Origin of the sequence: Pedococcus sp. NPDC057267, assembly GCF_042668795.1 — a bacterium.
In the GTDB taxonomy this organism is placed as follows: domain Bacteria; phylum Actinomycetota; class Actinomycetes; order Actinomycetales; family Dermatophilaceae; genus Pedococcus.
On sequence record NZ_JBHUYG010000060.1, the window covers coordinates 4,187 to 26,151 of the forward strand.

17 protein-coding genes are annotated in these 21,965 nt (G+C 71.3%); 2 read left to right on the top strand and 15 right to left on the bottom strand.

The window, feature by feature from the left end:
* Positions 1-135 precede the first annotated feature (135 nt).
* From ACFUC1_RS13470 to topA, 8 genes are all read right to left on the bottom strand, one after another.
* On the bottom strand, positions 136-915 hold the full coding sequence (locus ACFUC1_RS13470; RefSeq protein ID WP_379120539.1) for a MerR family transcriptional regulator: 780 nt from the start codon (positions 913-915) through the stop codon (positions 136-138).
* A 194-nt stretch (positions 916-1,109) separates the two neighbouring features.
* Positions 1,110-2,135 carry a branched-chain amino acid ABC transporter permease gene (locus ACFUC1_RS13475; protein WP_379120541.1) on the bottom strand — a complete coding sequence of 342 codons (1,026 nt, stop codon included), beginning with the start codon at positions 2,133-2,135 and terminating at the stop codon, positions 1,110-1,112.
* Positions 2,132-3,001, bottom strand: a complete 870-nt coding sequence (locus ACFUC1_RS13480) for a branched-chain amino acid ABC transporter permease (RefSeq protein WP_379120543.1) — start codon at positions 2,999-3,001, stop codon at positions 2,132-2,134. The genes ACFUC1_RS13475 and ACFUC1_RS13480 overlap by 4 nt, the downstream gene beginning before the upstream one ends.
* Positions 3,002-3,139: 138 nt before the next feature.
* Entirely contained in the window at positions 3,140-4,381 is a 1,242-nt protein-coding gene (locus ACFUC1_RS13485) for an ABC transporter substrate-binding protein (RefSeq protein WP_379120545.1), read from the bottom strand.
* Positions 4,382-4,431: 50 nt separating this feature from the next.
* Positions 4,432-5,190, bottom strand: coding sequence for an ABC transporter ATP-binding protein (locus ACFUC1_RS13490; RefSeq protein ID WP_379120547.1), 759 nt, complete (start codon positions 5,188-5,190; stop codon positions 4,432-4,434).
* Positions 5,191-5,194: 4 nt separating this feature from the next.
* The gene (locus ACFUC1_RS13495) at positions 5,195-5,968 is read right to left on the bottom strand and encodes an ABC transporter ATP-binding protein (RefSeq protein WP_379120549.1); all 774 of its coding nucleotides are present in this window, start codon (positions 5,966-5,968) and stop codon (positions 5,195-5,197) included.
* A 154-nt stretch (positions 5,969-6,122) separates the two neighbouring features.
* The gene (locus ACFUC1_RS13500) at positions 6,123-7,493 is read right to left on the bottom strand and encodes a serine hydrolase domain-containing protein (protein ID WP_379120551.1); all 1,371 of its coding nucleotides are present in this window, start codon (positions 7,491-7,493) and stop codon (positions 6,123-6,125) included.
* Positions 7,494-7,556: 63 nt separating this feature from the next.
* Positions 7,557-10,379 (bottom strand): type I DNA topoisomerase, encoded by a 2,823-nt coding sequence (gene topA / locus ACFUC1_RS13505; protein WP_379120553.1) that lies wholly within the window; start codon positions 10,377-10,379, stop codon positions 7,557-7,559.
* Positions 10,380-10,507: 128 nt separating this feature from the next.
* Between topA and ACFUC1_RS13510 the strand changes: the two genes are divergently transcribed.
* The gene (locus tag ACFUC1_RS13510) at positions 10,508-11,308 is read left to right on the top strand and encodes a dioxygenase (RefSeq protein WP_379120555.1); all 801 of its coding nucleotides are present in this window, start codon (positions 10,508-10,510) and stop codon (positions 11,306-11,308) included.
* 292 nt (positions 11,309-11,600) lie between these two features.
* Entirely contained in the window at positions 11,601-12,776 is a 1,176-nt protein-coding gene (locus ACFUC1_RS13515; RefSeq protein WP_379120557.1) for an MFS transporter, read from the top strand.
* Positions 12,777-12,856: 80 nt separating this feature from the next.
* Here ACFUC1_RS13515 and ACFUC1_RS13520 read toward each other — a convergent pair whose 3' ends face one another.
* The 7 genes from ACFUC1_RS13520 to ACFUC1_RS13550 form a co-directional block, all read right to left on the bottom strand.
* On the bottom strand, positions 12,857-13,177 hold the full coding sequence (locus ACFUC1_RS13520) for a hypothetical protein (protein ID WP_379120559.1): 321 nt from the start codon (positions 13,175-13,177) through the stop codon (positions 12,857-12,859).
* Between the two features lie 13 nt (positions 13,178-13,190).
* Positions 13,191-14,948, bottom strand: a complete 1,758-nt coding sequence (locus ACFUC1_RS13525; protein ID WP_379120562.1) for a sodium:solute symporter family protein — start codon at positions 14,946-14,948, stop codon at positions 13,191-13,193.
* Between the two features lie 78 nt (positions 14,949-15,026).
* Positions 15,027-17,063 carry an ABC transporter ATP-binding protein gene (locus tag ACFUC1_RS13530; RefSeq protein WP_379120565.1) on the bottom strand — a complete coding sequence of 679 codons (2,037 nt, stop codon included), beginning with the start codon at positions 17,061-17,063 and terminating at the stop codon, positions 15,027-15,029.
* Between the two features lie 55 nt (positions 17,064-17,118).
* A complete protein-coding gene (locus tag ACFUC1_RS13535) occupies positions 17,119-18,852 on the bottom strand; it encodes an ABC transporter ATP-binding protein (RefSeq protein WP_379120567.1) in 1,734 nt (577 codons plus the stop codon).
* Positions 18,852-19,526, bottom strand: a complete 675-nt coding sequence (locus tag ACFUC1_RS13540; RefSeq protein WP_379120569.1) for a TetR/AcrR family transcriptional regulator — start codon at positions 19,524-19,526, stop codon at positions 18,852-18,854. Before ACFUC1_RS13540 ends, ACFUC1_RS13535 begins: the two co-directional genes overlap by 1 nt.
* 106 nt (positions 19,527-19,632) lie before the next feature.
* Positions 19,633-21,132 carry a PqqD family peptide modification chaperone gene (locus tag ACFUC1_RS13545; RefSeq protein ID WP_379120571.1) on the bottom strand — a complete coding sequence of 500 codons (1,500 nt, stop codon included), beginning with the start codon at positions 21,130-21,132 and terminating at the stop codon, positions 19,633-19,635.
* Positions 21,132-21,842: an AIM24 family protein gene (locus tag ACFUC1_RS13550; protein WP_379120573.1), complete on the bottom strand. Its 711-nt coding sequence runs from the start codon at positions 21,840-21,842 to the stop codon at positions 21,132-21,134. The genes ACFUC1_RS13545 and ACFUC1_RS13550 overlap by 1 nt, the downstream gene beginning before the upstream one ends.
* Positions 21,843-21,965: the final 123 nt, after the last annotated feature.

Genomic DNA, 21,965 nt, shown 5'->3' on the forward strand with positions numbered 1-21,965 from the left:
GCGCGAGGCGCCGCCCGGGAGCGGGGGGAACGGCGCCTCCGTCAGGTGGCAGTGGCCGCCGTCCGCCGTCTCCACGGCAGCGGCCCTGCCGGGTCGGTCAGCCTGTGCCAGTCGGTCAGCCTGCGTGCCGGTCGGTCAGCCTGCGTGCCGGTCGGCGTTCGCGTGGATGGCGTCGTGGACGTACCGCGCCAGCCCCGGCTCGAGGTCCTCGTAGGTCCGGGTGAACCGCGGGTCGGCGACGTACATGTCCGCGAGCCCCCGGTGGAACTCGTGCGACAGGTCGTAGAACCGGTCGTGGACGTGCTGCCGGTGCGCCTCGGCGGCGTCCATCGCTTCGGTGCTCTCCGGCGCCAGGCCCGCGCGCTTGGCGGCGACGAAGGCGGCGTTGAGCGCGTCCGCCTCCGCCTTGACCTGCACCCAGTCCTCCTTGGAGTACCGGCTGGTGCGCTCCTGCGACTGCTTCCACGCGTCGGTGTCGCCCCACCGCTCCTCGGCCTCGGCCGCGTACTCGTCGGAGTATCCCTCGCCGAACAGCTCCTTCTGCTCCTCCTTGGTCAGCCTCATGCCTGACTCCTCCCTCTCCAGTGCCCTGTCGATGGCCGCCACGAGCTCGCGCATCTCCTCGAGCCGGTGGGCGACCGCGGCCCGCTGCCGGCGCAGGTGCTGCTCGACGCCCTCGGGATGGTCGAGCAGCAGCCGGACCTCCTCGAGCCCGAACCCCAGCCGCCGGTACACGACCACGTGCTGCAGCCGCGTCAGGTCGTCCGCGGTGTAGAGGCGGTACCCCGCCCGCGACCGCTCGCTCGGCTCGACCAGCCCGATCTCGTCGTAGTGGTGCAGCGTGCGCACCGTGACGCCGAGCTCGTCGGCCACCTGGCCGACCGTCAGCAGCTCCTGCCCCGTCCTCGTGCTCATGGCTCCACTGTGGTGCCTCACGCCGCGTGAGGGTCAAGCCCGTTGCCGGCGTATGCCGTGGGACCGCCGCAAGCGCTCCACGGACGACCAGTTCGCGTGCGCTCCGGGCGCGTCACCGCCGGCACACCGGTCGGCCCTGCCACGTGGTCCTCGCCCCGACCGCCGAGCCGGGGTGCGGCTCCAGAAGGCTCGGCTCAGAGGTCGCGCGCGTGCCGCCGCCTGCGCATCAGCGCGACGAGGCCGTTGCGGGCGGTGCCCCAGATGCCGTGGCGGAACGCGAGCACGATGACCACGAAGATCGCGCCGGTGATGATGCCCGTGCCCTCGAACCCCGACGACGCGAGCTGGTCCTCGAGGACGACGACGAGGGCCGCCCCGACGGCCGGGCCCCACAGGGTGCCGATGCCGCCGAGGACCGTGATGAGCACGACCTTGCCCGAGGTGGTCCAGACCAGCTCCTGCAGGGAGGCGAACCCGTGGCTGATCGAGAACACCCCACCGGCGAGGCCGGCGAGCCCGGCAGACAGCACGAAGACCATGATCTTGTACCGCTCGACGTCGTACCCGAGGGCCCGCGCGCGCGCCGGGTTGTCGCGGATCGCGACGAGCACCCGGCCGAACGGGCTGTTGACTGCGCGCCAGGCGATGAAGACGCCGAGCAGGACCAGCGGCAGCGCCGCGTAGTAGAAGTAGAACGCGTCCGAGTTGATGAGGTCGGTCAGCCCGAACAGGTTCTTGGGGATCCCCTGCAAGCCGTTCTCGCCGCCGGTGACGTCGCTCCACTGGTTGGCGATGAAGTAGGTCATCTGCGCGAACGCCAGCGTCACCATGGCGAAGTAGATGCCGGTGCGGCGCACCGAGAGGTACCCGATCGGCACCGCGAGCACCATCGCGACGACGGCACCACCGAGGACCGCGAGGGGGAACGGCACGCCGAGGTTCGTGGCGATGAGCCCGGTCGTGTATGCCGAGGTGCCCCAGAACGCCGCGTGCCCGAACGACAGCAGGCCGGTGTAGCCGAGCAGCAGGTCGACCGAGATCGCGAACAGCGCCCAGGCCGCGATGTCCATCGCCACCGGCGGGTAGATGAACCAGGGCAGCGCCAGGGTGACGACGAGCCCGACGGCGAGCACGACCCACCGGACGACGGGGCGCCGATCGCCGAGGACCGGCGTGCCCGGCAGCTCGACGTCGACGCGCTGCTCCAGCTGCGAGCTCATGCGGACTCCTCCCGGCCGAACAGGCCGCTGGGCCGGACCAGGACGACCAGTGCCATGAGCACGAAGATCAGGACCTGGGAGATCTGGCCGTAGTAGCCCTGCCCGTACGCCTCGACGAGGCCGACGAGGAAGCCGGCGACGACGGCGCCGAGGATCGAGCCGAGTCCGCCGATGACGACGATCGCGAACAGGATGATGACGAAGTTGGACCCCATGTCGGCGTTGATCGCGCGGTAGGGGGCGGCGAGCACGCCGGACAGCCCTGCCAGGGCTATGCCGAAGCCGAAGACCGGGGTCACCCAGCGGGCGACGTTGATGCCCAGGGCCCGCGACCGCTCGGCGTCCTCGGTCGAGGCGCGCACGATCATGCCGACGCGGGTCTTGGTGAGGACCAGCCACACCACCGCGCAGACGAGCAACGAGAACCCCGCTGCGAACAGCTGGTAGCCGGACAGGTCGACGCTGCCGAGGCTGACCCGGCCGCGCAGGCCGGCAGGGACCTCGTACGGCTGCGAGGAGACGCCGTACAGCCGCTTCATGAGGTCGACGGTGAAGAGCGTCAGGCCGAAGGTCAGCAGGAAGTTGTAGAGCGGGTCGAGCCTCAGCAGCCACTGCACGAACAGCCGCTCGATGAGGACACCGACCACGAACATGAGCAGGGGCACCACGACCAGCGCCGGCCAGAACCCGAGGTCGAGGTTCTTCAGCAGGAGCGCAGAGGCCATCGCGCCGAGCATGTAGCAGGCGCCGTGGCTGAAGTTGACGACGCCGAGGACGCCGAAGATGACGGCCAGCCCCAGCGCGGCGAGCGCGTAGAACCCGCCGGCCGCGAGGCCTTGGAGGGTGTACTGCAGGAACTGGCTCACCGGGAGGTCCTCTCGTGCAGGTCGGTGGCGGTGGAGGCGGACGGACGCCGGCGGTGCGCCGCCCGCCCGGGTGGGCGGGCGGCATACCTCAGGATCTCGAAAGGCGTTGCCCCTGGTGGCGATCGGTCAGGGGAACGGTCACATCGTGCAGTCGGGCGACGGCGGCGCGTAGGCCTCGGAGGCGGGGATGGTCTTGATGACCTGCTCGAGGTCCCACTCCTCCTTGACCTGGTCCTTGCTCTTGACCTTGACCTGGTAGACGTCGTGGGTGACGTTGTGGTCGGCCGCGCGGACCTCGCCGTTGCGCAGGAACATGTCGTTGATCTTCTTGCCCTCGAGCTGCTTGACCACGGCGTCGGCGTTGTCGGTGCCGGCGGCCTGGACGGCCTCGAGGTAGTTGAGCGCAGCGGAGTAGTTGCCGGCGTGGGCGAAGGACGGGCGGACGTGCGTCTTGGCCATGAACCGGTCGGCCCAGGCGCGGTTCTGCGCGTCGTAGTTCCAGTACCAGGCGTCGGTGAAGGTCGTGCCGTTGAACTGGTCGACGCCGAGGTTGTGGATGTCGGTGATGAACATGAGGCCGACCGCGAGCTTGGTGGTGCTGGCGATGCCGGACTGGTTGAACTGCTTGATGAAGTTCACCAGGTCGCCACCGGCGGCCATGATGCCGATGACGTCCGGCTTGGACGCGGCGGCCTTGGTGATGAACGTCGCGTAGTTGTCGTTCGGGAACGGCGTGGCGATCTTCTGCTGGACCGTGCCGCCGGCGCGCTCGATGGCCGCACTGTAGGACTTGGTCATGTCCTGGCCGAAGGCGTAGTCGGGGTAGACGATCGACCAGTTCTTGCCGCCGGACTGCACCGTCGCAGCGCCGTTGCCCGAGGCCAGCATGTAGGTGTCGTAGGCCCAGTGGAACGTGTACTTGTTGCAGGACTTGCCGGTGAGGGCGGTGGTGCCGGCACCGATGTCGATGAACAGCTTCTTCTTGGCCTTGGCCTGCGTGGCGACCGCCAGGGCGGCGGAGGAGGTCGGGACGTCGAGGATGATGTCGGCCTTGTCGCGGTCGTACATCTCCTGCGCCTTGGTGTTGGCGATGTCGGGCTTGTTCTGGTGGTCCGCCGAGACGATCTCGATGTCCTTGGCGACGGCCTTGCTGCCGTACTTGGCCTTGTAGTCGTCGATCGCCATCTGGATCGCGACCTTGGAGTTGGGGCCGGACAGGTCCTTGTAGACGCCCGACTGGTCGTTGAGCAGGCCGATGACGACCTTGCCGTCGCTGATCTTGCCGCCGGCCGAGGCCGGCCCTCCCCCACCGCAGGCGGCGAGCGCGAGGCTGGCGGTGACGGCGGTGGCCACGAGGGCCAGGGTCTGGGTGCGCTTCATGTTCCCCTCCGGGGGTTCGAGGTGGTGCCGTGGGTGCCGGGTGGCGGGTGCTACATGCCGAGGTACTCGAGGAGCTCGGTGGTGCGGGACTGGAACGAGTCGTTGTCGAGCGACTCCACGACCCGGCCCTGCGCCAGCAGGTAGTGCCGGTCGGCGACGGTGGACGCGAACGTCACGTTCTGCTCGACGAGCAGGACCGAGACGCCCTGCTCCTTGATCTGGCGGATGATCTCGCCGATCCGCTGGACGATGACCGGGGCGAGGCCCTCGCTGGGCTCGTCGAGCAGCAGCAGCCGCGAGCCCATCCGCAGGACCCGGGCGATGGCCAGCATCTGCTGCTCGCCGCCGGAGAGCTTGGTGCCCGGGAAGTCGCGCCGCTCGTGCAGCACGGGGAACTGCTCGTAGATGCGGTCCAGGCTCCACGCGGCGTCGGAGACGACCGGCGGCAGCCGCAGGTTCTCCGCGACGGACAGGGTCGAGTAGATGCCGCGGTCGTCGGGCACCCAGCCGATCCCGGCCTTGGCCCGGCGGTCGGGGCTCGTCCGGCCGAGGTCGTTGCCGTCCCACGAGACGGTGCCCTGGACCTGTCGGTGCAGTCCCATCACCGAGCGCAGCAGCGTGGTCTTGCCGGCGCCGTTGCGGCCCACGAGGGTCACGACCTCCCCGGGGCGCACCTGCAGGTCGACGTCGGTGAGGACGCGCGCCTCCCCGTACCAGGCCGAGAGCCCGGAGAGCTCCAGCGTCGGGCCGGTCGCGCGGCCGGTGGTGCCCACGGGCCCGCGGACGTCGTCGGTTCCGGTGTCGGTCATGGGGTCACCCGGCCTGTCCGAGGTAGGCGGTGATCACGCGCTCGTCGTTGCGGACCGCCTCGTAGGTCCCCTGGGCGAGAACCTGGCCGGACTGCAGGACGGTGACGGTGTCGGCGAGGGAGCCGACCACGTGCATGTTGTGGTCGACGAAGACGACGGTGCGGCCCGCGGAGACCTTCTTGACCAGCGCGATGGTGCGGTCGACGTCCTCCAGCCCCATCCCGGCGGTCGGTTCGTCGAGCAGCAGGAGGCGGGGGTCGAGCGCGAGCGCCAGGGCGAGCTCGAGGGCACGCTTCTGGCCGTATGCCAGTGCGCCCGCCGCCGCGCCGGACCGGTCGGCCAGGCCTACCTGGTCGAGCAGGTCCATGGCGCGGTCGCGGAACTGGCGCATCTGCCGCGACGAGCGCCAGAAGCGGTAGCCCAGCCCGGTGGGCGAGGCGAGCGCGAGCTCGACGTGGTCGACGGCGCTCATCTGGTCGAAGAGGCTGGTGATCTGGAAGGACCGCGCGATGCCGCGGTGGGCCACCTGCTCCGGCTGCAGGCCGGTGATGTCCTCGCCGCCGAAGGAGATGGTCCCCGATGTCGGCGACAGGAAACCGGTCAGCAGGTTGAACAGGGTCGTCTTGCCGGCACCGTTGGGTCCCACGAGTGCGTGGACGGTGCCCTCGGCGACCTCGAGGCTGACGTCGGAGACGGCTCGGAAGCCGCGGAACTCCTTGGTGAGCCCGCGGGTCTCCAGCAGCGTCTGCGCGGAGCCGTGGGTGGCCTCGGTCGGCACCGGCACCTCCTCGTGCGGGCTGGCGACGGGCGGGGGTACCCGTCGCGGTTCCCGAAACCCTAGGGCTGCCCCACCACACGGGACATGGCCGGGTGATCCACACAAAACGGGCCCGACATGTCCTCACACCACACGTCACGCGTGTGGCGGGAGCTCAGTGCCAGCGGTCGGGGTGGACGTCCCCGGGCACGTCGGCCGCCGGGTCGTACGGCGTCCGGGTGAACCGGAACGAACCGAGGTCGAGGTGCCCGACGGAGCCCTGCGCGTCGCGCACCGCCACGAGCGGCTCGCCCTCGTGGTACCCGTCGAGCCCGACCCACCCGGCTCCGGTGGGCCGGAACCGCGAGCCGCGGTGCACCCCCGGCTCCCCGAGGACGAGGTGGCCGTCGTCCGCGAGCCGCAGCGTGTATGCCGTGGTGCCCCAGTACCAGTCGCCGACGAGCTCGAGGCCCTCGACCTGGGTGGCGTCGGCCGACCACGGCTCCGGCGGGACCGGCTCGCGCTCGGCGAGGAGGCTGAGCAGGTCCTGGACGAGCGAGGGCGACATCCCGGAGGTGGCGTTGGCGAAGAGCACGCAGCCGTCGCCGCTCGCGCGGTCGACGCGCAGCGCCGCGAGGAAGCCGGGCATCGAGCCGCCGTGCCCGGCATACCGGCGCCCCTCGAAGTTCCACACCTGCCAGCCGAGCCCGTGCGCGGCGGTCCACGCCTGGCCGGGGCTGTCGTTGACGACGACCGGCAGGCACATCTCCTCGAGCGTCGCGGGGTCGAGCAGCCCCGCGGTGCGACCGGCCAGGAATGCCGCCCAGCGCGAGAGGTCCTGAGCCGTCGACCAGAGCTGGCCGGCCGGGGCCATGGCGCCGGCGTCGTGCTCCGGTTCGACGTGGAGCAGGTCCGCGAGCGGGTGGACGCCCCAGCCGGGCGCCGCCGGCTGCTGGGGGCGGGTGGTCGTCCGGGTCATCCCCAGCGGGTCGAGCAGCGAGGTGCGGACGGCGTCGTGCCACGGCATGCCGCGCAGCCGCGCCACGACCTCGCCGAGCACGGCATACCCCACGTTGGAGTAGTGGAAGCGCGCGCCGGGACGGAACCGCAGCGCGGGCCGGCTGGCGACCAGCGCCGCCCAGTCGTCGCCCGCGGTGCGCTCCCACCACGGGCCGCTGGTCTCGGCCTGCAGGCCCGAGCTGTGCGAGAGGAGCTGGGCGACGGTGACGCCCGCGACGTCCGAACCGGCCACCTCGGGCAGCAGGGCCACCACGGTGTCCCGGAGGTCGAGCCGGCCCTCGTCGCGCAGCCGCATCACCTCCACGGCCACGAAGGTCTTGGTGATCGAACCGATGCGGTACTGCGTGTCGGTGGTGGCCCGCTCACCGCCGCCGCGACCGTCGAGCGTGCCGACGGCGTCGGACCAGACAACCTGGCCGTCACGGACCAGGGCGGCCGCGACCGACGGAAGCCGTTGCTGCGACTGCTCCGTCGCCAGGCGCAGCGACAGCTGCCGGCCGGTGGCAGGGTCGAGGTTCGGCGTCATCGCGGGGCTGCTCCACTCATGGTTCGTCGGCTCAGGGCTCGTCGCCTCGGGACTCCCTTCGGCTCAGGACTTCTTCGCCGCGCTCTTCGTCGCGGCCGCCTTCCGGGTGGCGGTCTTCTTCGTCGCGGCCTTCTTCGTGGTCTTCTTGGCCGCCCGCTTGCGGGTCGTCGGGCCCTTGGCCCGCTTCTCCGCGAGCAGCTCGGCGCCCCGCTCGGCCGTGATCGACTCGGGGTCGTCGGCCTTGCGGAGGGTCGCGTTGGTCTCGCCGTCGGTGACGTACGGGCCGAAGCGGCCGTCCTTGACCAGCATGGGCTTGCCCGAGACCGGGTCGGGGCCGAGCTCCTTGAGCGGCGCGGCGGCGGCGCGACCGCGCTGCTTGGGCTGGGCGTAGATCGCCAGCGCCTCCTCGAGGGTGATGTCGAAGAGCTGCTGCTCGGTCGTCAGCGAGCGGGAGTCCGTGCCCTTCTTGAGGTACGGCCCGTAGCGCCCGTTCTGCGCGGTGATCTCGACCTCGGTGCCGTCATCCTCGGTCGTGGTGCCGACGACCCGGGGCAGGCTGAGCAGCTTGAGCGCCGCGTCGAGGTCGATCGTGGCGAGGTCCATGTCCTTGAACAGGCTGGCCGTGCGCGGCTTGGCCTTCGCCTTGCCCCTGCCCTTGGTGGCCGTCTCCTCCTCGGGCAGCACCTCGGTGACGTACGGGCCGTAGCGGCCCGCCTTCGCCACGATGTCGCGCCCCGTCGCGGGGTCCTGGCCGAGGACCCGGCCGTCGTCGGCCGACTGCGCGAGGAGCTCGCGAGCCTTCTCCGGGGTCATCTCGTCCGGGGCGATGTCGTCGGTGATCGTCGCGCGCCGCGGGGTGTCGCCCGCACCGTCGGTCATCTCGCCGGTCGCGGCGTCGACGCCCTGCGGCACGGTCTCCTCGACGTACGGGCCGTAGCGGCCCACGCGCACGACGATCCCGTCGCCGATCGGGATGGTCGAGATCTCCCGGGCGTCGATGTCGCCGAGGTCGTCGACGAGCTGCTTGAGCCCGAGGTGGGCCGACCCGGCGTCGGGCAGGCCGGGCTTGCCGGCGGCCAGGGCACCGTCGCCCTCGCCGAAGTAGAACCGCTTGAGCCACTCGGCCCGCTGCTCGTCGCCGCCGGCGATCCGGTCGAGGTCCTCCTCCATCGAGGCGGTGAAGTCGTAGTCGACGAGCTCGGTGAAGTGCTCCTCGAGCAGCCGCGTGACGGCGAAGGCGAGCCAGGTGGGCACGAGGGCCGACCCGCGGGTGTGGACGTAGCCGCGGTCCTGGATCGTGCCGACCGTGCTGGCATAGGTCGACGGACGCCCGATCCCCTTCTCCTCCATGGCCTTCACGAGCGTGGCCTCGGTGTAGCGCGGGGGCGGGGTGGTCTCGTGGCCGTCGGCCTCGGCGCGGACGACGGTGAGCCCGACGCCCTCGCTCAGCCTGGGCAGGCGACGCTCGTCCTCGTCGGCGTTGCGGTTGCGGTCCTCGTCCCGCCCCTCCTCGTAGGCCGCGAGGAACCCCCGGAACGTGATGACGGTGCCGGACGCGCTGAACTCGACCGTGCGGCCGTCGGCGAGCGTGCCGCCGAGCTTGACGGTGGCGGTCGAGCCGCGCGCGTCGGCCATCTGCGAGGCGACCGTCCGCTTCCAGATCAGCTCGTAGAGCGCGAACTCGTCACCGCGCAGCTCGCCCGCGACCTGCGCAGGGGTGCGGAACCGGTCGCCCGCGGGGCGGATGGCCTCGTGCGCCTCCTGGGCGTTCTTGACCTTCTTCTCGTACAGGCGGGGCGACTGCGGGACGTACTCCGCGCCGTACAGGTCCCGCGCCTGCTGGCGCGCGGCGGTGAGGGCGGCCTCCGACAGCGTCGTGCTGTCGGTACGCATGTAGGTGATGTAGCCGTTCTCGTACAGGCGCTGGGCGACCCGCATCGCGTTCTTGGACGACAGCCGCAGCTTGCGCGAGGCCTCCTGCTGCAGCGTGCTCGTCGTGAACGGCGCGCTCGGGCGGCGGGTGTACGGCTTCTCCTGGACACCGGTGACGCTGACCTGGGCCTCGAGCACCTGGGCGGCGATCGACGTCGCCAGCTCCTGGTCGAGGTGGACGACCTCGCGGGACTTCAGCGTGCCGTCGTCGGCGAAGTCGCGGCCGACGGCGACGCGGCGTCCGTCGACGGCGGTCAGCCGTGCCGCGAACTGGTTGGCCTGGCCGTCGGGGGTGAAGTCGCCCTCGACGTCCCAGTAGGACGAGCGCACGAACGCCATCCGCTCGCGCTCGCGCTCGACGACGATGCGGGTGGCGACCGACTGCACGCGGCCGGCGGACAGGCCCGCCTTGACCTTGCGCCACAGGACCGGGCTGACCTCGTACCCGTACAGGCGGTCGAGGATGCGCCGGGTCTCCTGCGAGTCGACGAGCGCGGTGTCGAGGTCGCGGGTGTCGTTGGCGGCGCGCTGGATCGCCTCCTTGGTGATCTCGTGGAACACCATGCGCTTGACCGGGACCTTGGGCTTGAGCACCTCGAGCAGGTGCCAGGCGATGGCCTCGCCCTCGCGGTCCTCATCCGTCGCCAGGTAGAGCTCGTCGGCGCCCTTGAGCAGCCGCTTGAGCTCGGCGACCTTCTTCTTCTTGTCGCTGTCGACGACGTAGTAGGCCTCGAAGCCGCCGTCGACGTCGACACCGAAGCGGCCGAAGGGGCCCTTCTTGATCTCGGCCGGCATCTCCGACGGGGTCGGGATGTCGCGGATGTGGCCGACCGACGCCTCGACGTCGTAGTCCTTGCCCAGGTAACCGCCGATGGTCTTGGCCTTCGCCGGCGACTCGACGATGACGAGCTTGCGCCCCGTGCTCACAGATCCAACCTGCCGTCCTGCTCCCATGTGCAGCGGATTCGTCGCTGCGTGGACATGGCAACGCAAGAGACGGTAGCCGAGGCGGTCAAGTCGGTTCCCGGGGGTCCACCGAATGGTAGTTGAAAGTTAAATTGCCTCGGGCGTATGCTGGGCGCATGACCACCTCGACGCAGGAGCGCCAGCCGGTCCTGTACCTCAGCCACGGCGCCCCGCCGCTCGCGGACGACCCGGTGTGGACCCGCCAGCTGGCCGACTGGTCGGACCGGTTCGGCAAGCCAGCCAACATCCTCATGGTGTCGGCGCACTGGGAGGAGGCGCCGCTGTCGCTGTCCGCCACCTCCGGCGACGTCCCGCTCGTGTACGACTTCTGGGGCTTCCCGCGCCACTACTACGAGGTGACGTATGCCGCGCCGGGCGCGCCCGAGCTCGCCGCGTCGGTGGAGCGGCTCGTGCACACGGCCGAGAACCCGGTCCACCGCGACGAGTCCCGCGGCCTCGACCACGGCGCGTACGTGCCGCTGGTCGAGATGTACCCCGACGCCGACGTGCCGGTCCTGCAGATGTCGATGCCGACCCTCGACCCGCGGACCCTGTTCGACCTCGGCCGCCGGCTGGCCCCGCTGCGCGACGAGGGCACCCTGATCGTGGGGTCCGGGTTCACGACCCACAACCTGCGCTGGTTCAACCCCGGCGGCGGCCCCGACGGGACTCCCCCGGCCGCCTCGAGCGAGTTCGACCACTGGGCGGCCGAGGCGCTCGAGCGGCAGGACGTCGACGCGATCCTCGACTTCGTGCACAAGGCCCCAGCCGCCCGGGAGGCCCACCCACGCACCGAGCACTGGGCGCCGCTCTACGTCAGCCTCGGTGCGGCTTACGAGTCGGGCTCGCTCGAGAACGAGAGCGTCATCGACGGCTTCTGGTTCGGCCTCAGCAAGCGCTCCTGGCAGTTCGCCTGACCCTGCCCTTTCCTCCCCCTTCGCTCCCTCCTTCCTCCGTCTTGGGGGCCGGAGCGCTCGGAATCGCGAGCGCCCGCGCCCCCGAACCGGGGTCACCCGGCGCGTCGCAGCGTCAGGTGCCGGTATGCCGCGACGACCTGGTCCATGAACGCGCCCGCAAACGCGAGCGCAGCAGCACCCAAACGCCGGAGAAATGCGGAGGAGGGCGGGGTCGGGCGGGCCCTAGGGTGTCGGGCGTGAACGCCGGCCGCCCGCTGTCCTGCTCCTGCCGCACGCAGACCCGCTCCCGCGGATGAAGGAGCTGCCCGTCTGGGTGCGGTGGCTGCTCGCCGGGCGGTTCGTGAACGCCCTGGGGTCGATGGCCTGGGTGTTCGTCCCGCTGTACCTGGTCTCGGGCCGCCACCTCGACGAGGCCACCGCCGGCTCGGTCGCGGCGGTCTGGGGCGCCGGCATGATCGTCGGGAACCTGGTCGGGGGCACGGTCGGCGACCGCTTCGGCCTGCGCCCCACCCTCGCCGGGGCCTCGCTGGCCTCGGCCGCGGGCTGCCTGCTCGTGCCGGTCACGCCGACGGGCGGCCTGCCGGTGGTGCTGTTCCTCATGGGAGCCCTCGGTGGGGTCGGCCGTCCCGTGTCGTTCGCGCTCGTCACCAGTGCGCTGCCCACCGAGCACCGCCGCCAGGCCACCGCCTGGATGCGGGCGGTCAACAACGCCGGCACGGTGCTCGGGCCACCGCTCGGCGGCCTGCTCGCCGTGCACCACTTCGGCGTCGTCTTCGTCATCGACGCCGCGGCCAGCCTGCTCATGCTGGGCGTGGTGATGTTCGTCGTGCCCACGGCCGCCCCCACCACCGTGCCCGCCGACACGCCCACGCGGCTGCTGGCGGCGCTGCGGGCCGACCCGCGCTTCGTCCTGCTGCTGCTCACGGTCGTCGCGGCCGACACGGCCTACCGGTTCGCCTACTCGGCGGTCCCGTGGCAGCTCGAGTCCCTCGGCGCCGCGCCCTGGGTCTACGGGACGACGATCTCGCTCAACTGCGCGCTCATCGTGCTGTTCGAGCCGTGGCTCGCCCACCGCCTGCGCGAACGGCCGCCGGAGCGGCTCGTCGCCGGCGGCTTCCTGCTGGTCGGCGTGGGGTGGCTGCTCGTGTCGCCCGCGCCGGGCCTCGTGCTGGTGCTCGTCGCGGTCGCCGTGGTCACCGCCGGGGAGATGCTCTACAAGCCGACCGCGACTGCCCACGCCGCCGACCGCGCACCCGAGGGCATGCACGGCCGCTACCAGAGCCTCTACGGGGCAGCGTCCATCGGCGGCACGGTGCTCGCCCCACCCCTCTCGGGTGCCCTCTTCCAGACCAGCCCGAGGCTCATGTGGGCCGTCGGCGGCCTGCTGGGGCTGGCAGCGGCTGCCACCCTCGGCCTCACCGGTCGCAGGGCCCTGCGCCGCACGCCCGATCCCGTCCCGCACCCCTGAGGTGCGTGTGCCGCGTGGACGCGTCCACGCGGCGCACGCACCTCAGTCGGTGGTGACTGCGGGTCAGTCCCACGCCGCGGTCAGTGCCCCCCGCCTCGGCGGGTGGGGCCGGGCCGCGTGGGGTCGGTCTCTGCGGGCTCGACGTGCTCGGGCACGACGATCGGGCGCAGGCGGGCCCAGGTGAGGAACACGGCCGCTGCGACCGCGAGGCCCAGGCCGGTCCAGAGGTTGGCGTTCACCCCGCCGGTCTTGTCCCTGGCCTGGTCGAGGAAGAAGCCGGCCAGCAGGAGCACGACGCCGTAGATGCCGAGCAGCAGCCCGATGATGTTGCGGATGTCGAAGGCACCGGCCGTCTTGCGCGGTGCGCCCGATCCGCGGCGGGAGGTCTCGTTGTCGGTCATGGCTGCGCTCCTCTCAGAAGCTCACGTTGAGGATGATGACGAGGACGAGCGCGATCCCGGCGAGGGGCAGCGTCCGCCGGTACCACGGCTCGCTGGCCTCCTCGGGGTCGACGAGGTCCTCGCGCGGCGTCTCGGAGTAGACCAGGCCCTTGAGCTCGCTGACCGGTTTCGGCGTGGTCGCCATCGACACGAGCACGCTGAGCACGACGTCGACGACGAAGGCCGTCGAGGCCGCGACGAAGCTGGCGCCCTGGCCGGACAGCGGGATCACGCCGACGCTCGCCGAGCCGAACGCGTCCTTGGACAGGAAGGCCACGAGGATCGCCGACAGCGTGCCCGAGACGAGGCCCACCCAGCCGGCCGTCGCGGTCATCCGCTTCCAGAACATGCCGAGGATGAAGGTCGCGAACAGCGGTGCGTTGAAGAACCCGAACAGCGTCTGCAGGTAGTTCATGATGTTCGAGAAGCTGCTCGCGAACCCGGCCGTGAAGATGGCGATCAGCGTTGCAGCGACGGTGGCCAGCCGCCCGATCCGCAGGTAGTAGTCGTCGCTGTGGTCCTTGCGGATGTAGCGCTGCCACAGGTCGTAGCTGAAGACGGTGTTGAAGGCCGAGATGTTCGCCGCCATGCCGGCCATGAACGCCGCGAGCAGGCCCGCGATCGCCAGCCCCAGCAGGCCGTTCGGCAGCACGTCACGCATGAGGTACAGCAGCGCGTCGTTGTACGCCACGCCCTCGCCGGAGGCGCCGCCCGGCACCTTCTCGCCGGCCTTGAGCCGGCCGATCTCGCTGACGAGGACCGCCGAGATCATGCCCGGGAGGATGACGATGAAGGGGACGAACATCTTGGGGAAGGCGCCGATGATCGGCGTCTTGCGCGCGGCCGAGATCGACTTGCTGGCCATGGCGCGCTGGACCTCGACGAAGTTCGTGGTCCAGTAGCCGAAGGACAGCACGAACCCGAGGCCGAAGACGATGCCCACCACGGACCAGAAGCTGGAGTTGAATCCGGTCAGCGCAGTCCCCGGCCACGAGTTCAGCTGGTCGGAGGCGGCGGGCACCTTGTCGGAGTGCTGCTGGGCGAAGGCGGTGAGCTTGGCCTCCACCCCGCTCCACCCGCCGGCCTTGTGCAGGCCGATCAGCGTCAGCGGGACGAGCGAGGCGACGATCACGAAGAACTGCAGCACCTCGTTGTAGATCGCGGCCGACAGGCCGCCCAGCGTGATGTAGGACAACACGATCGCCGCGGCGACGATCAGCGCCACCCACAGAGGCCAGCCGAGCAGGGCGCGGACGATCGACCCGAGCAGGAACAGGTTGACGCCGGCGATGAGCAGCTGGGCCAGGGCGAAGCTGATGGCGTTGACGAGGTGGGCCCCCGTCCCGAACCGGCGGAGCATGAACTCGGGGACCGAGCGGACCTTGGAGCCGTAGTAGAACGGCATCATCACGACGCCGAGGAACAGCATCGCCGGGATCGCGCCGACCCAGAAGTAGTGCACCGTCGGGATGCCGAACTGCGCACCGCTGGCGGACATGCCCATGATCTCGACCGCACCGAGGTTGGCGGAGATGAACGCCAGACCCGTCACCCACGCCGGCAGCGAGCGCCCCGACAGGAAGAAGTCGATGGAGTCGGACACCTGCCGCCGGGCGAGGACGCCGATGCCCAGCACGAACACGAAGTAGGTCGCCACCAGCAGGTAGTCGAGCCAGTTCGCGTTGATGAGGGTGTCGGCGGCCGGGGCGGCCAAGTGGACCAGGGAAGACATCGGCGGCTCCTCGCGCACGGACGGACGTCCCCAAACTAGGCGGTATGCCGTGGTTCGGCACCCGGGACCCCCGCCGCGTCAGCTGCCGGCGGTGGCCATCTCCGCGGCCGGCGCCTCGCCGGTGTCGACGTCCACGGCCGCACCGCTGAACTGCGCGGCATACAGCTCGGCGTAGGCGCCGCCGCGCTCGAGGAGCTCCTCGTGCGAGCCCTGCTCCACGATGCTGCCGTCGCGCATCACGAGGATGACGTCGGCGTCGCGGATCGTGGAGAGCCGGTGGGCGATCACGAAGCTCGTGCGGTCGTGCCGCAACGCGGCCATGGCCTGCTGGACCAGCAGCTCGGTGCGCGTGTCCACCGAGGAGGTGGCCTCGTCGAGGATGAGCAGCGCCGGGTCGGACAGGAAGGCACGGGCGATCGTGACGAGCTGCTTCTCGCCCGCGCTGATGTTGCCGCCCTCGGCGTCGAGCACCGTGTCGTAGCCGTCGGGCAGCGTGTGCACGAACCGGTCGACGTAGGTCGCCCGGGCCGCGGCCAGGACCTGCTCGTCGGTGGCGCCGGGGTTGCCGTACGCGATGTTCTCGCGGATCGTCCCACCGAACAGCCAGGTGTCCTGCAGCACCATGCCGATCTGGCTGCGCAGGCCGCGCCGGGTCAGCTGGGTGATGTCGACGCCGTCGAGGGTGATGCGGCCGGCGTCCAGCTCGTAGAACCGCATGATCAGGTTGACGAGCGTGGTCTTGCCGGCGCCGGTGGGACCGACGATGGCCACGGTCTGGCCGGGCTCGACGACGAGGTCCAGGTGCTCGATGAGGGGCGCGTCCTTGCTGTACGAGAAGGAGACGTCCTCGAAGGCCACTCGCCCGTGGGGCGTCGCCAGCGTCGTCGGGTTCCCGCTCTCCGGCTGCTGTTCCGGGGCGTCGAGCACCTCGAAGACCCGCTCGGCCGACGCGACGCCGGACTGGAGCAGGTTGGCCATCGAGGCGACCTGCGTCAGGGGCTGGGTGAACTGGCGCGAGTACTGGATGAACGCCTGCACGTCGCCGAGGCTCATCGACCCGCTGGCGACGCGAAGGCCGCCGACCACCGCGACGACGACGTAGTTGAGGTTCCCGATGAACATCATCGTCGGCATGATGATGCCGCTGATGAACTGGGCGCTGAAGCCGGCCTCGAACAGGTCGTCGTTGCGGGCCCGGAAGGCGGCGCGGACCTCGTCCTGGCGGCCGAAGACCTTGACCAGCTGGTGCCCGGTGAACGCCTCCTCGACGATCCCGTTGAGCTCGCCCGTGCTCTTCCACTGCTGGACGAAGTGCTTCTGCGACCGCTTGCCGATGGCCGCGGTCACCGCCATCGTCACGGGGATCGTCACCAGCGCGATCACCGCGAGCAGCGGAGAGATGTAGAGCATCATCGCGATCATCGCGACGACCGTCAGCAGCGAGGTGAGCATCTGGCTGAGGGTCTGCTGCATGCTCTGCGCGACGTTGTCGATGTCGTTGGTCACCCGCGACAGCAGCTCGCCGCGGGGCTGCGCGTCGAAGTACGGCAGCGGGAGCCGGTTGAGCTTGTCCTCGACATCGCGACGCAGCGTGAAGATGGTCCGGTTCACGGCCCCGATGAGGATCCAGCCCATCGCCCACGACAGCAGGCTCGCCACGGCGTAGATGGCCATGACAGCGAGGAGCACGCGACCGACCGCGCCGAAGTCGATGCCCTGGCCCGGGACCAGGTGGTCCATCCGCGCCACCATGTCGGCGAACGTGCCCTTGCCCTGGGCCCGCAGCGCCTCGATCACCTGCGCGCGGGTCGCCGTGGCGGGCAGCCGCTGGCCGATGACCCCGGCGAAGATCAGGTCGGTGGCCCGCCCCAGGATCTTGGGGCCGATCGCGTTCAGGGTGACGCTGGCGACCGCGAGGCCCAGCACGGCGTACAGCCGGTGGCGCTCGGGGCGCAGCAGGGACAGCAGCCGCTTGGCCGACGGGACGAAGTTCTGCGACTTCTCCGCCGGCATGCCGACGCCCGCCATCGGTCCGTGCCGCTGCCCGGCGCGCGCCGCCGGGCCCCGTCGGGCCTCGGCCGCCCGCTCCTCCTCGGTCTTGACTCCCTCAGCCATCAGGCTGCCCCCGTTCCCCGGTCGGTCGTGGTGTGCTCGTGGTGGGCGCGCTCGGTCATGCCGCCTCCTGCGCCGCTCGCTGGGACTCGACGATCTCGAGGTACGTCGGACACGTCGCCAGCAGCTCGTCGTGCGTCCCCGTGCCGACCACGCGGCCGTTGTCGAGGACGACGATGTGGTCCGCGTCGACGATCGTCGAGACCCGCTGGGCCACGACGACGACGGCCGCGTGGCGGGTCACCGGTCGCAGGGCGGCGCGCAGGCGCGCGTCGGTCGACAGGTCGAGCGCGGAGAAGCTGTCGTCGAACAGGTAGATGTCCGGCTTGGACACCAGTGCCCGTGCGATCGCGAGGCGCTGGCGCTGGCCGCCCGAGACGTTGGTGCCGCCCTGCCCGATCGGCGCGTCGAGGCCACCGGGCATGGCCCGGACGAAGTCCTCGGCCTGGGCAATCCGCAGCGCCTCCCACAGGTCGTCCTCGGTCGCGTCGGCGTCGCCGTAGCGCAGGTTGGACGCGACGGTCCCGGTGAACAGGTACGGCTTCTGCGGCACCAGGCCGATCCGCGCCCAGACGTCCTCCAGCGCCGCCTCGCGGATGTCGACGCCACCGATGAGGACGGCCCCGCCGGTGACGTCGTACAGCCTCGGGACGAGGGAGACGAGCGTGGACTTCCCGGAGCCGGTGCTGCCGATGATCGCCGTCGTGCGGCCCGGCTCGGCCGTCAGCGAGACGCCCTGCAGGACGGGCACGTCCGCGCCGGGGTAGGTGAACTCGACGTCCCTCAGCTCGAGCGTGACGCCGCGGGAGGGCAGCGCCACCGGTGACGCGGGCTCGACCACGGTCGACGCGGTGTCGAGGACCTCCCCGATGCGCCCGGCCGACACGGTCGCGCGCGGGATCATCATCGACATGAACGTCGCCATCATCACCGACATGAGGATCTGCATGAGGTAGCTCATGAAGGCCGTGAGCTCGCCGATGTGCATCTGCCCGCTCTCGACCCGGTGCGAGCCGAACCACAGCACGGCGACCGTCGAGGCGTTGAAGATCAGCATGACGATCGGGAAGACCATGGCCATGAGGCGGCCGACCGCGAGCGCCGTGCCGGTGTACTGGGTGTTGGCCTCGGCGAACCGGGCCTCCTCGTGCTCCTCCCGGACGAACGCGCGCACGACCCGGATGCCGGTGATCTGCTCGCGCAGGACCCGGTTGACCCAGTCGACCGACTCCTGCATGAGCCGGAACTGCGGGATCATCCTGCGGATCACGAGCGACACCGACAGCGCCAGCAGCGGCACCGAGACCGCCACGAGCCACGACAGCCCGACGTCCTCGCGCAACGCCATGATGATCCCGCCGACCATCATGATCGGCGCGGAGACCATCATCGCGGCCCCCATGAAGACGACCGTCTGCACCTGGGTCGCGTCGTTGGTGTTCCGGGAGATCAGCGTGGGAGCGCCGAACCTCGACACCTCCTGGGCGGAGAAGTCGCCCACGCGGGCGAAGACGTCGGCGCGCAGGTCGCGGCCGAGGCCCGCCGCGCACCGGGCGCCGAGGTAGGTCGCGGCCACCGTGGCGGCGATCTGCGCCAGCGAGACCGCGAGCATCCAGCCACCGGTGCGCAGGATGAAGCCCGTGTCGCCGCGCGCCACCCCCTCGTCGATGATGCGGCCGTTGAGGCTGGGCAGGTAGAGCGAGGCGATGGTGCCGACGAGCTGGAGCGCGACGAGCGCGACGACGAGGCCGCGGTACGGCGCGAGGTAGGTGCGGATGATCCTGACGAGCACTACTTCTTCCCCCTGGTGGACGGTGTTGCGGACGCGGCCGACGCCGAGCCGGTGTGCCGCGGGGCGGCGGTCGCGCAGTGGACCGCCGTGGTGTCGGGCCGCCGGAGGGCGCCCTCGAGGATGACGTCGACGATCTCCTGGGCGGAGGAGCCCTGGTGGTGCAGCATCGGGTGGACGCTGGACAGCGTGATCATCCGCAGGTAGTTGACGACCTCGAGGGGCGGCAGCCGGAGCTGCTCGCGGTCGGCGGCGATGAGTGCGACGAAGGCCGCGTCGAGGGCTTCGTTGGCCTGCTCGCGCCGGGGGTCCTTGTGCGGCCGGCGCATCGGCTGCCCCGACGAGTGCAGCATCGTCATCAGCGAGAAGATGCCGCGCAGGTACTCCTGCATCGTCGACACCGCCTCGGCCAGGCGCTCGCGCAGCGGCAGCGCCTCGTCGATGGCGAGCAGCCGGGTGACGAGCTTCTCGGTCTCGAACGCGTTGTGCACGCACGCGTCGACCAGCTCGTCCTTGGACTCGAAGACGCGGAAGATCGTCCCCTCCGCGACACCTGCCGCGCGGGCGATCTCCTTGGTGCTCACGGTCGGGCCGTGCTCGCGCAGCAGGGGCACCGTGGTCGCGATGATCGCGGCACGGCGCTCGTCGGGGGCCATGGCGGGAGCGCGGGGAGACACCCGAACAGATTAAGTGAGTGAGCACTCACTCACAACACCATTTCTGACCTGCGAGAACACCCCCACGACGGCCGGCTGGCGACGCCCGGCTCACTCACGGGAGGAGTCAGACGAGGAGCCCGTCCGCCACCAGGGCCCGCAGGAGCGGCAGCACCTCGGCGCGCACCTGCGCCTCGTCGACCTCGAGGAGCGCGGCGATCGCGGCGACCGCCGCGCCGGCCGGGAGGCTCCCGTCGCACACGCTGACGAGGGCGGCCCCGGCGGTGCCGAGCCGCACGACCCGGCCGAGCCCACCGCCCTGCCGGAGCAGGATCACGGTCGGGTCGGTGTCGCCCGGCCGGCCGTGCCGCTCCTCGGTGACGTCGTCGGCGCAGCGCCACGCCACCTCGAGCAGCTCGTCGTCGGTGTGCTCCGCCAGCCAGGTCCGGGCAGCCAGGCCGGCCAGGACGGCCGGACCCATGGGGCTCGCCACGGGACCGGTCGCCTCGGTGAGGTCGAGGAAGGGCTCGCGGTCGCCCGTCGGACGCTGCAGCGTGATCACGCCGAAGCCGATCGAGCCCACCCCGCGCGAGGCGAAGTCGTCCAGCCACGCGGCATACATCGTCGCGAACTCGCTCGTGGCGCTGTGGTGGCCGCCGTCGCGCGCCCACGTCTCGGCGTACTGCGCCGGGTCCTGCACCTCGCGCTGCACCACCCACGCGTCCAGTCCCGAGCCGGCGACCCAGCCGCGGACGCGCTCGCGCCAGTCGGCGTCGCCGACGACCTCCCAGTTGCCGAGGAACTGGGCGATCCCGCCCGGGGCGAGGTGGTCGCCGATCGAGCGCACGAGGTCGGCGACCAGGGAGTCGCCGGCCCGGCCGCCGTCGCGGTACTCGAAGAGGGGGACGTCAGGAGTTCGCGGGGTGATGACGAACGGCGGGTTGCTCACGATGAGGTCGAACCGTTGTCCCGCAACGGGATCGAGCATCGATCCCTCGACGAACGTCCAGTCGCAGCGGTTGAGCTCGGCGTTGAACGCGGCGTACTCCAGCGCCCGCGCCGAGATGTCGGTGACGGTCACCGACGCGGCGTGGGAGCCCAGGTGCAGAGCCTGCACGCCGCAGCCGGTGCCCAGGTCGAGGGCGCGCTCGACGCGCGGCCGCGGCGTCCAGGAGGCGAGGGTCGTCGACGCGCCACCGATGCCGAGCACGTGGTCCTCGGCCAGGGGCGCGCGGGTGGCGAGCTCGGAGAGGTCCGAGGCCACCCACCAGGCGTGGTCCTCGTCGGCGTACGGGCGCAGGTCGCACGTGGCCACGACCCCGGGACCCTGCTGGGTCACGATGCGCAGCCGCTCTGCGCCCTCGACGCCGAGGGTCGGCAGCGCGCGCGCCGCGTCGTCGGCGTCGACCGCGTCACCGAGGGTGAACAGGCGGACGAGCGTCGCCAGCGGGGTCCCGGCGGTGGCGGTCACCCGCTGCGCCGGCAGCACCTGCTCCCGGCCGAGGGCCGCGGAGGCGAGCGGCCCGAGCAGCTCTCCCACGGCCTCGACGGTGTATGCCGCGCGCTCGAGGTCCGCGCGCAGGCGCGCGACGAGGTCGGCGTCGACGACCGGCGTCGGTGCGCCCATCAGTCGAGCAGCCCGCCCAGGTTGAAGCCGCCGCCGCTGCTGCCGCCCTGGGCCGGCGGCGGCGTCCACTCGTTCGGCTGCACGATCACGAACCCCGGGCCGGAGAAGGCGTACTGGAACGCCTCGCCCGAGCCACCGCGCAGCATCGAGCGGACGTTCATGCTCGACACGACCTGGGGGACGAGATTGGCGGACCAGCCGACGCAGGCCTGCACGTCGACGTAGGTCGGCTGCTGGCCGCAGTCGAGGACGACCGGCTGGCCGACGGTGTGGATGGCCACCGTGCCGGTGCCCTGCAGGGTGGTGTTGAAGAGGCCGCCGCTGAGCATGCCGGCGCCCTGGACCCGCTTGATGTCCCAGCCGATGCTCGAGTCGAAGGCGAGCAGGTTGCGGGCGTTGACCGACAGGGCGTCGCCGGCGAGGTCGACCAGGAAGACGAAGCCGCCCTCGGAGGCGAAGAAGACGTCGCCCTCGCCGGACACCCGCATGAGCGACACGTCCTCGCCGGTGACGACCTTCTTGAAGAGCTTGCCGACGCTGCCGGCGCTCTCGTGGTCGAAGCGGATCGCCCCCTGGTAGGCGACCATCGCCCCCTTGACGGCCAGGACGTCGCCACCGAGGTGGACGCGCAGCATCTGCGGGTTCTGCAGGGCGAAGCGCTGCTGCGCCTGGACCTCGAGGTTGGACTGGTCGAAGAGGGGGCTGTGCATGCCTGCAGCCTAGGGGCGGCCACGGCTCGCCGGACACCGTTCACGTCCGCTGCTGCCGGGCACCGGTCCGGCGTCCGGTGCTGCCGGGCGCCGGTCGGACGACGAACGGCCGGCCCCCGGGGC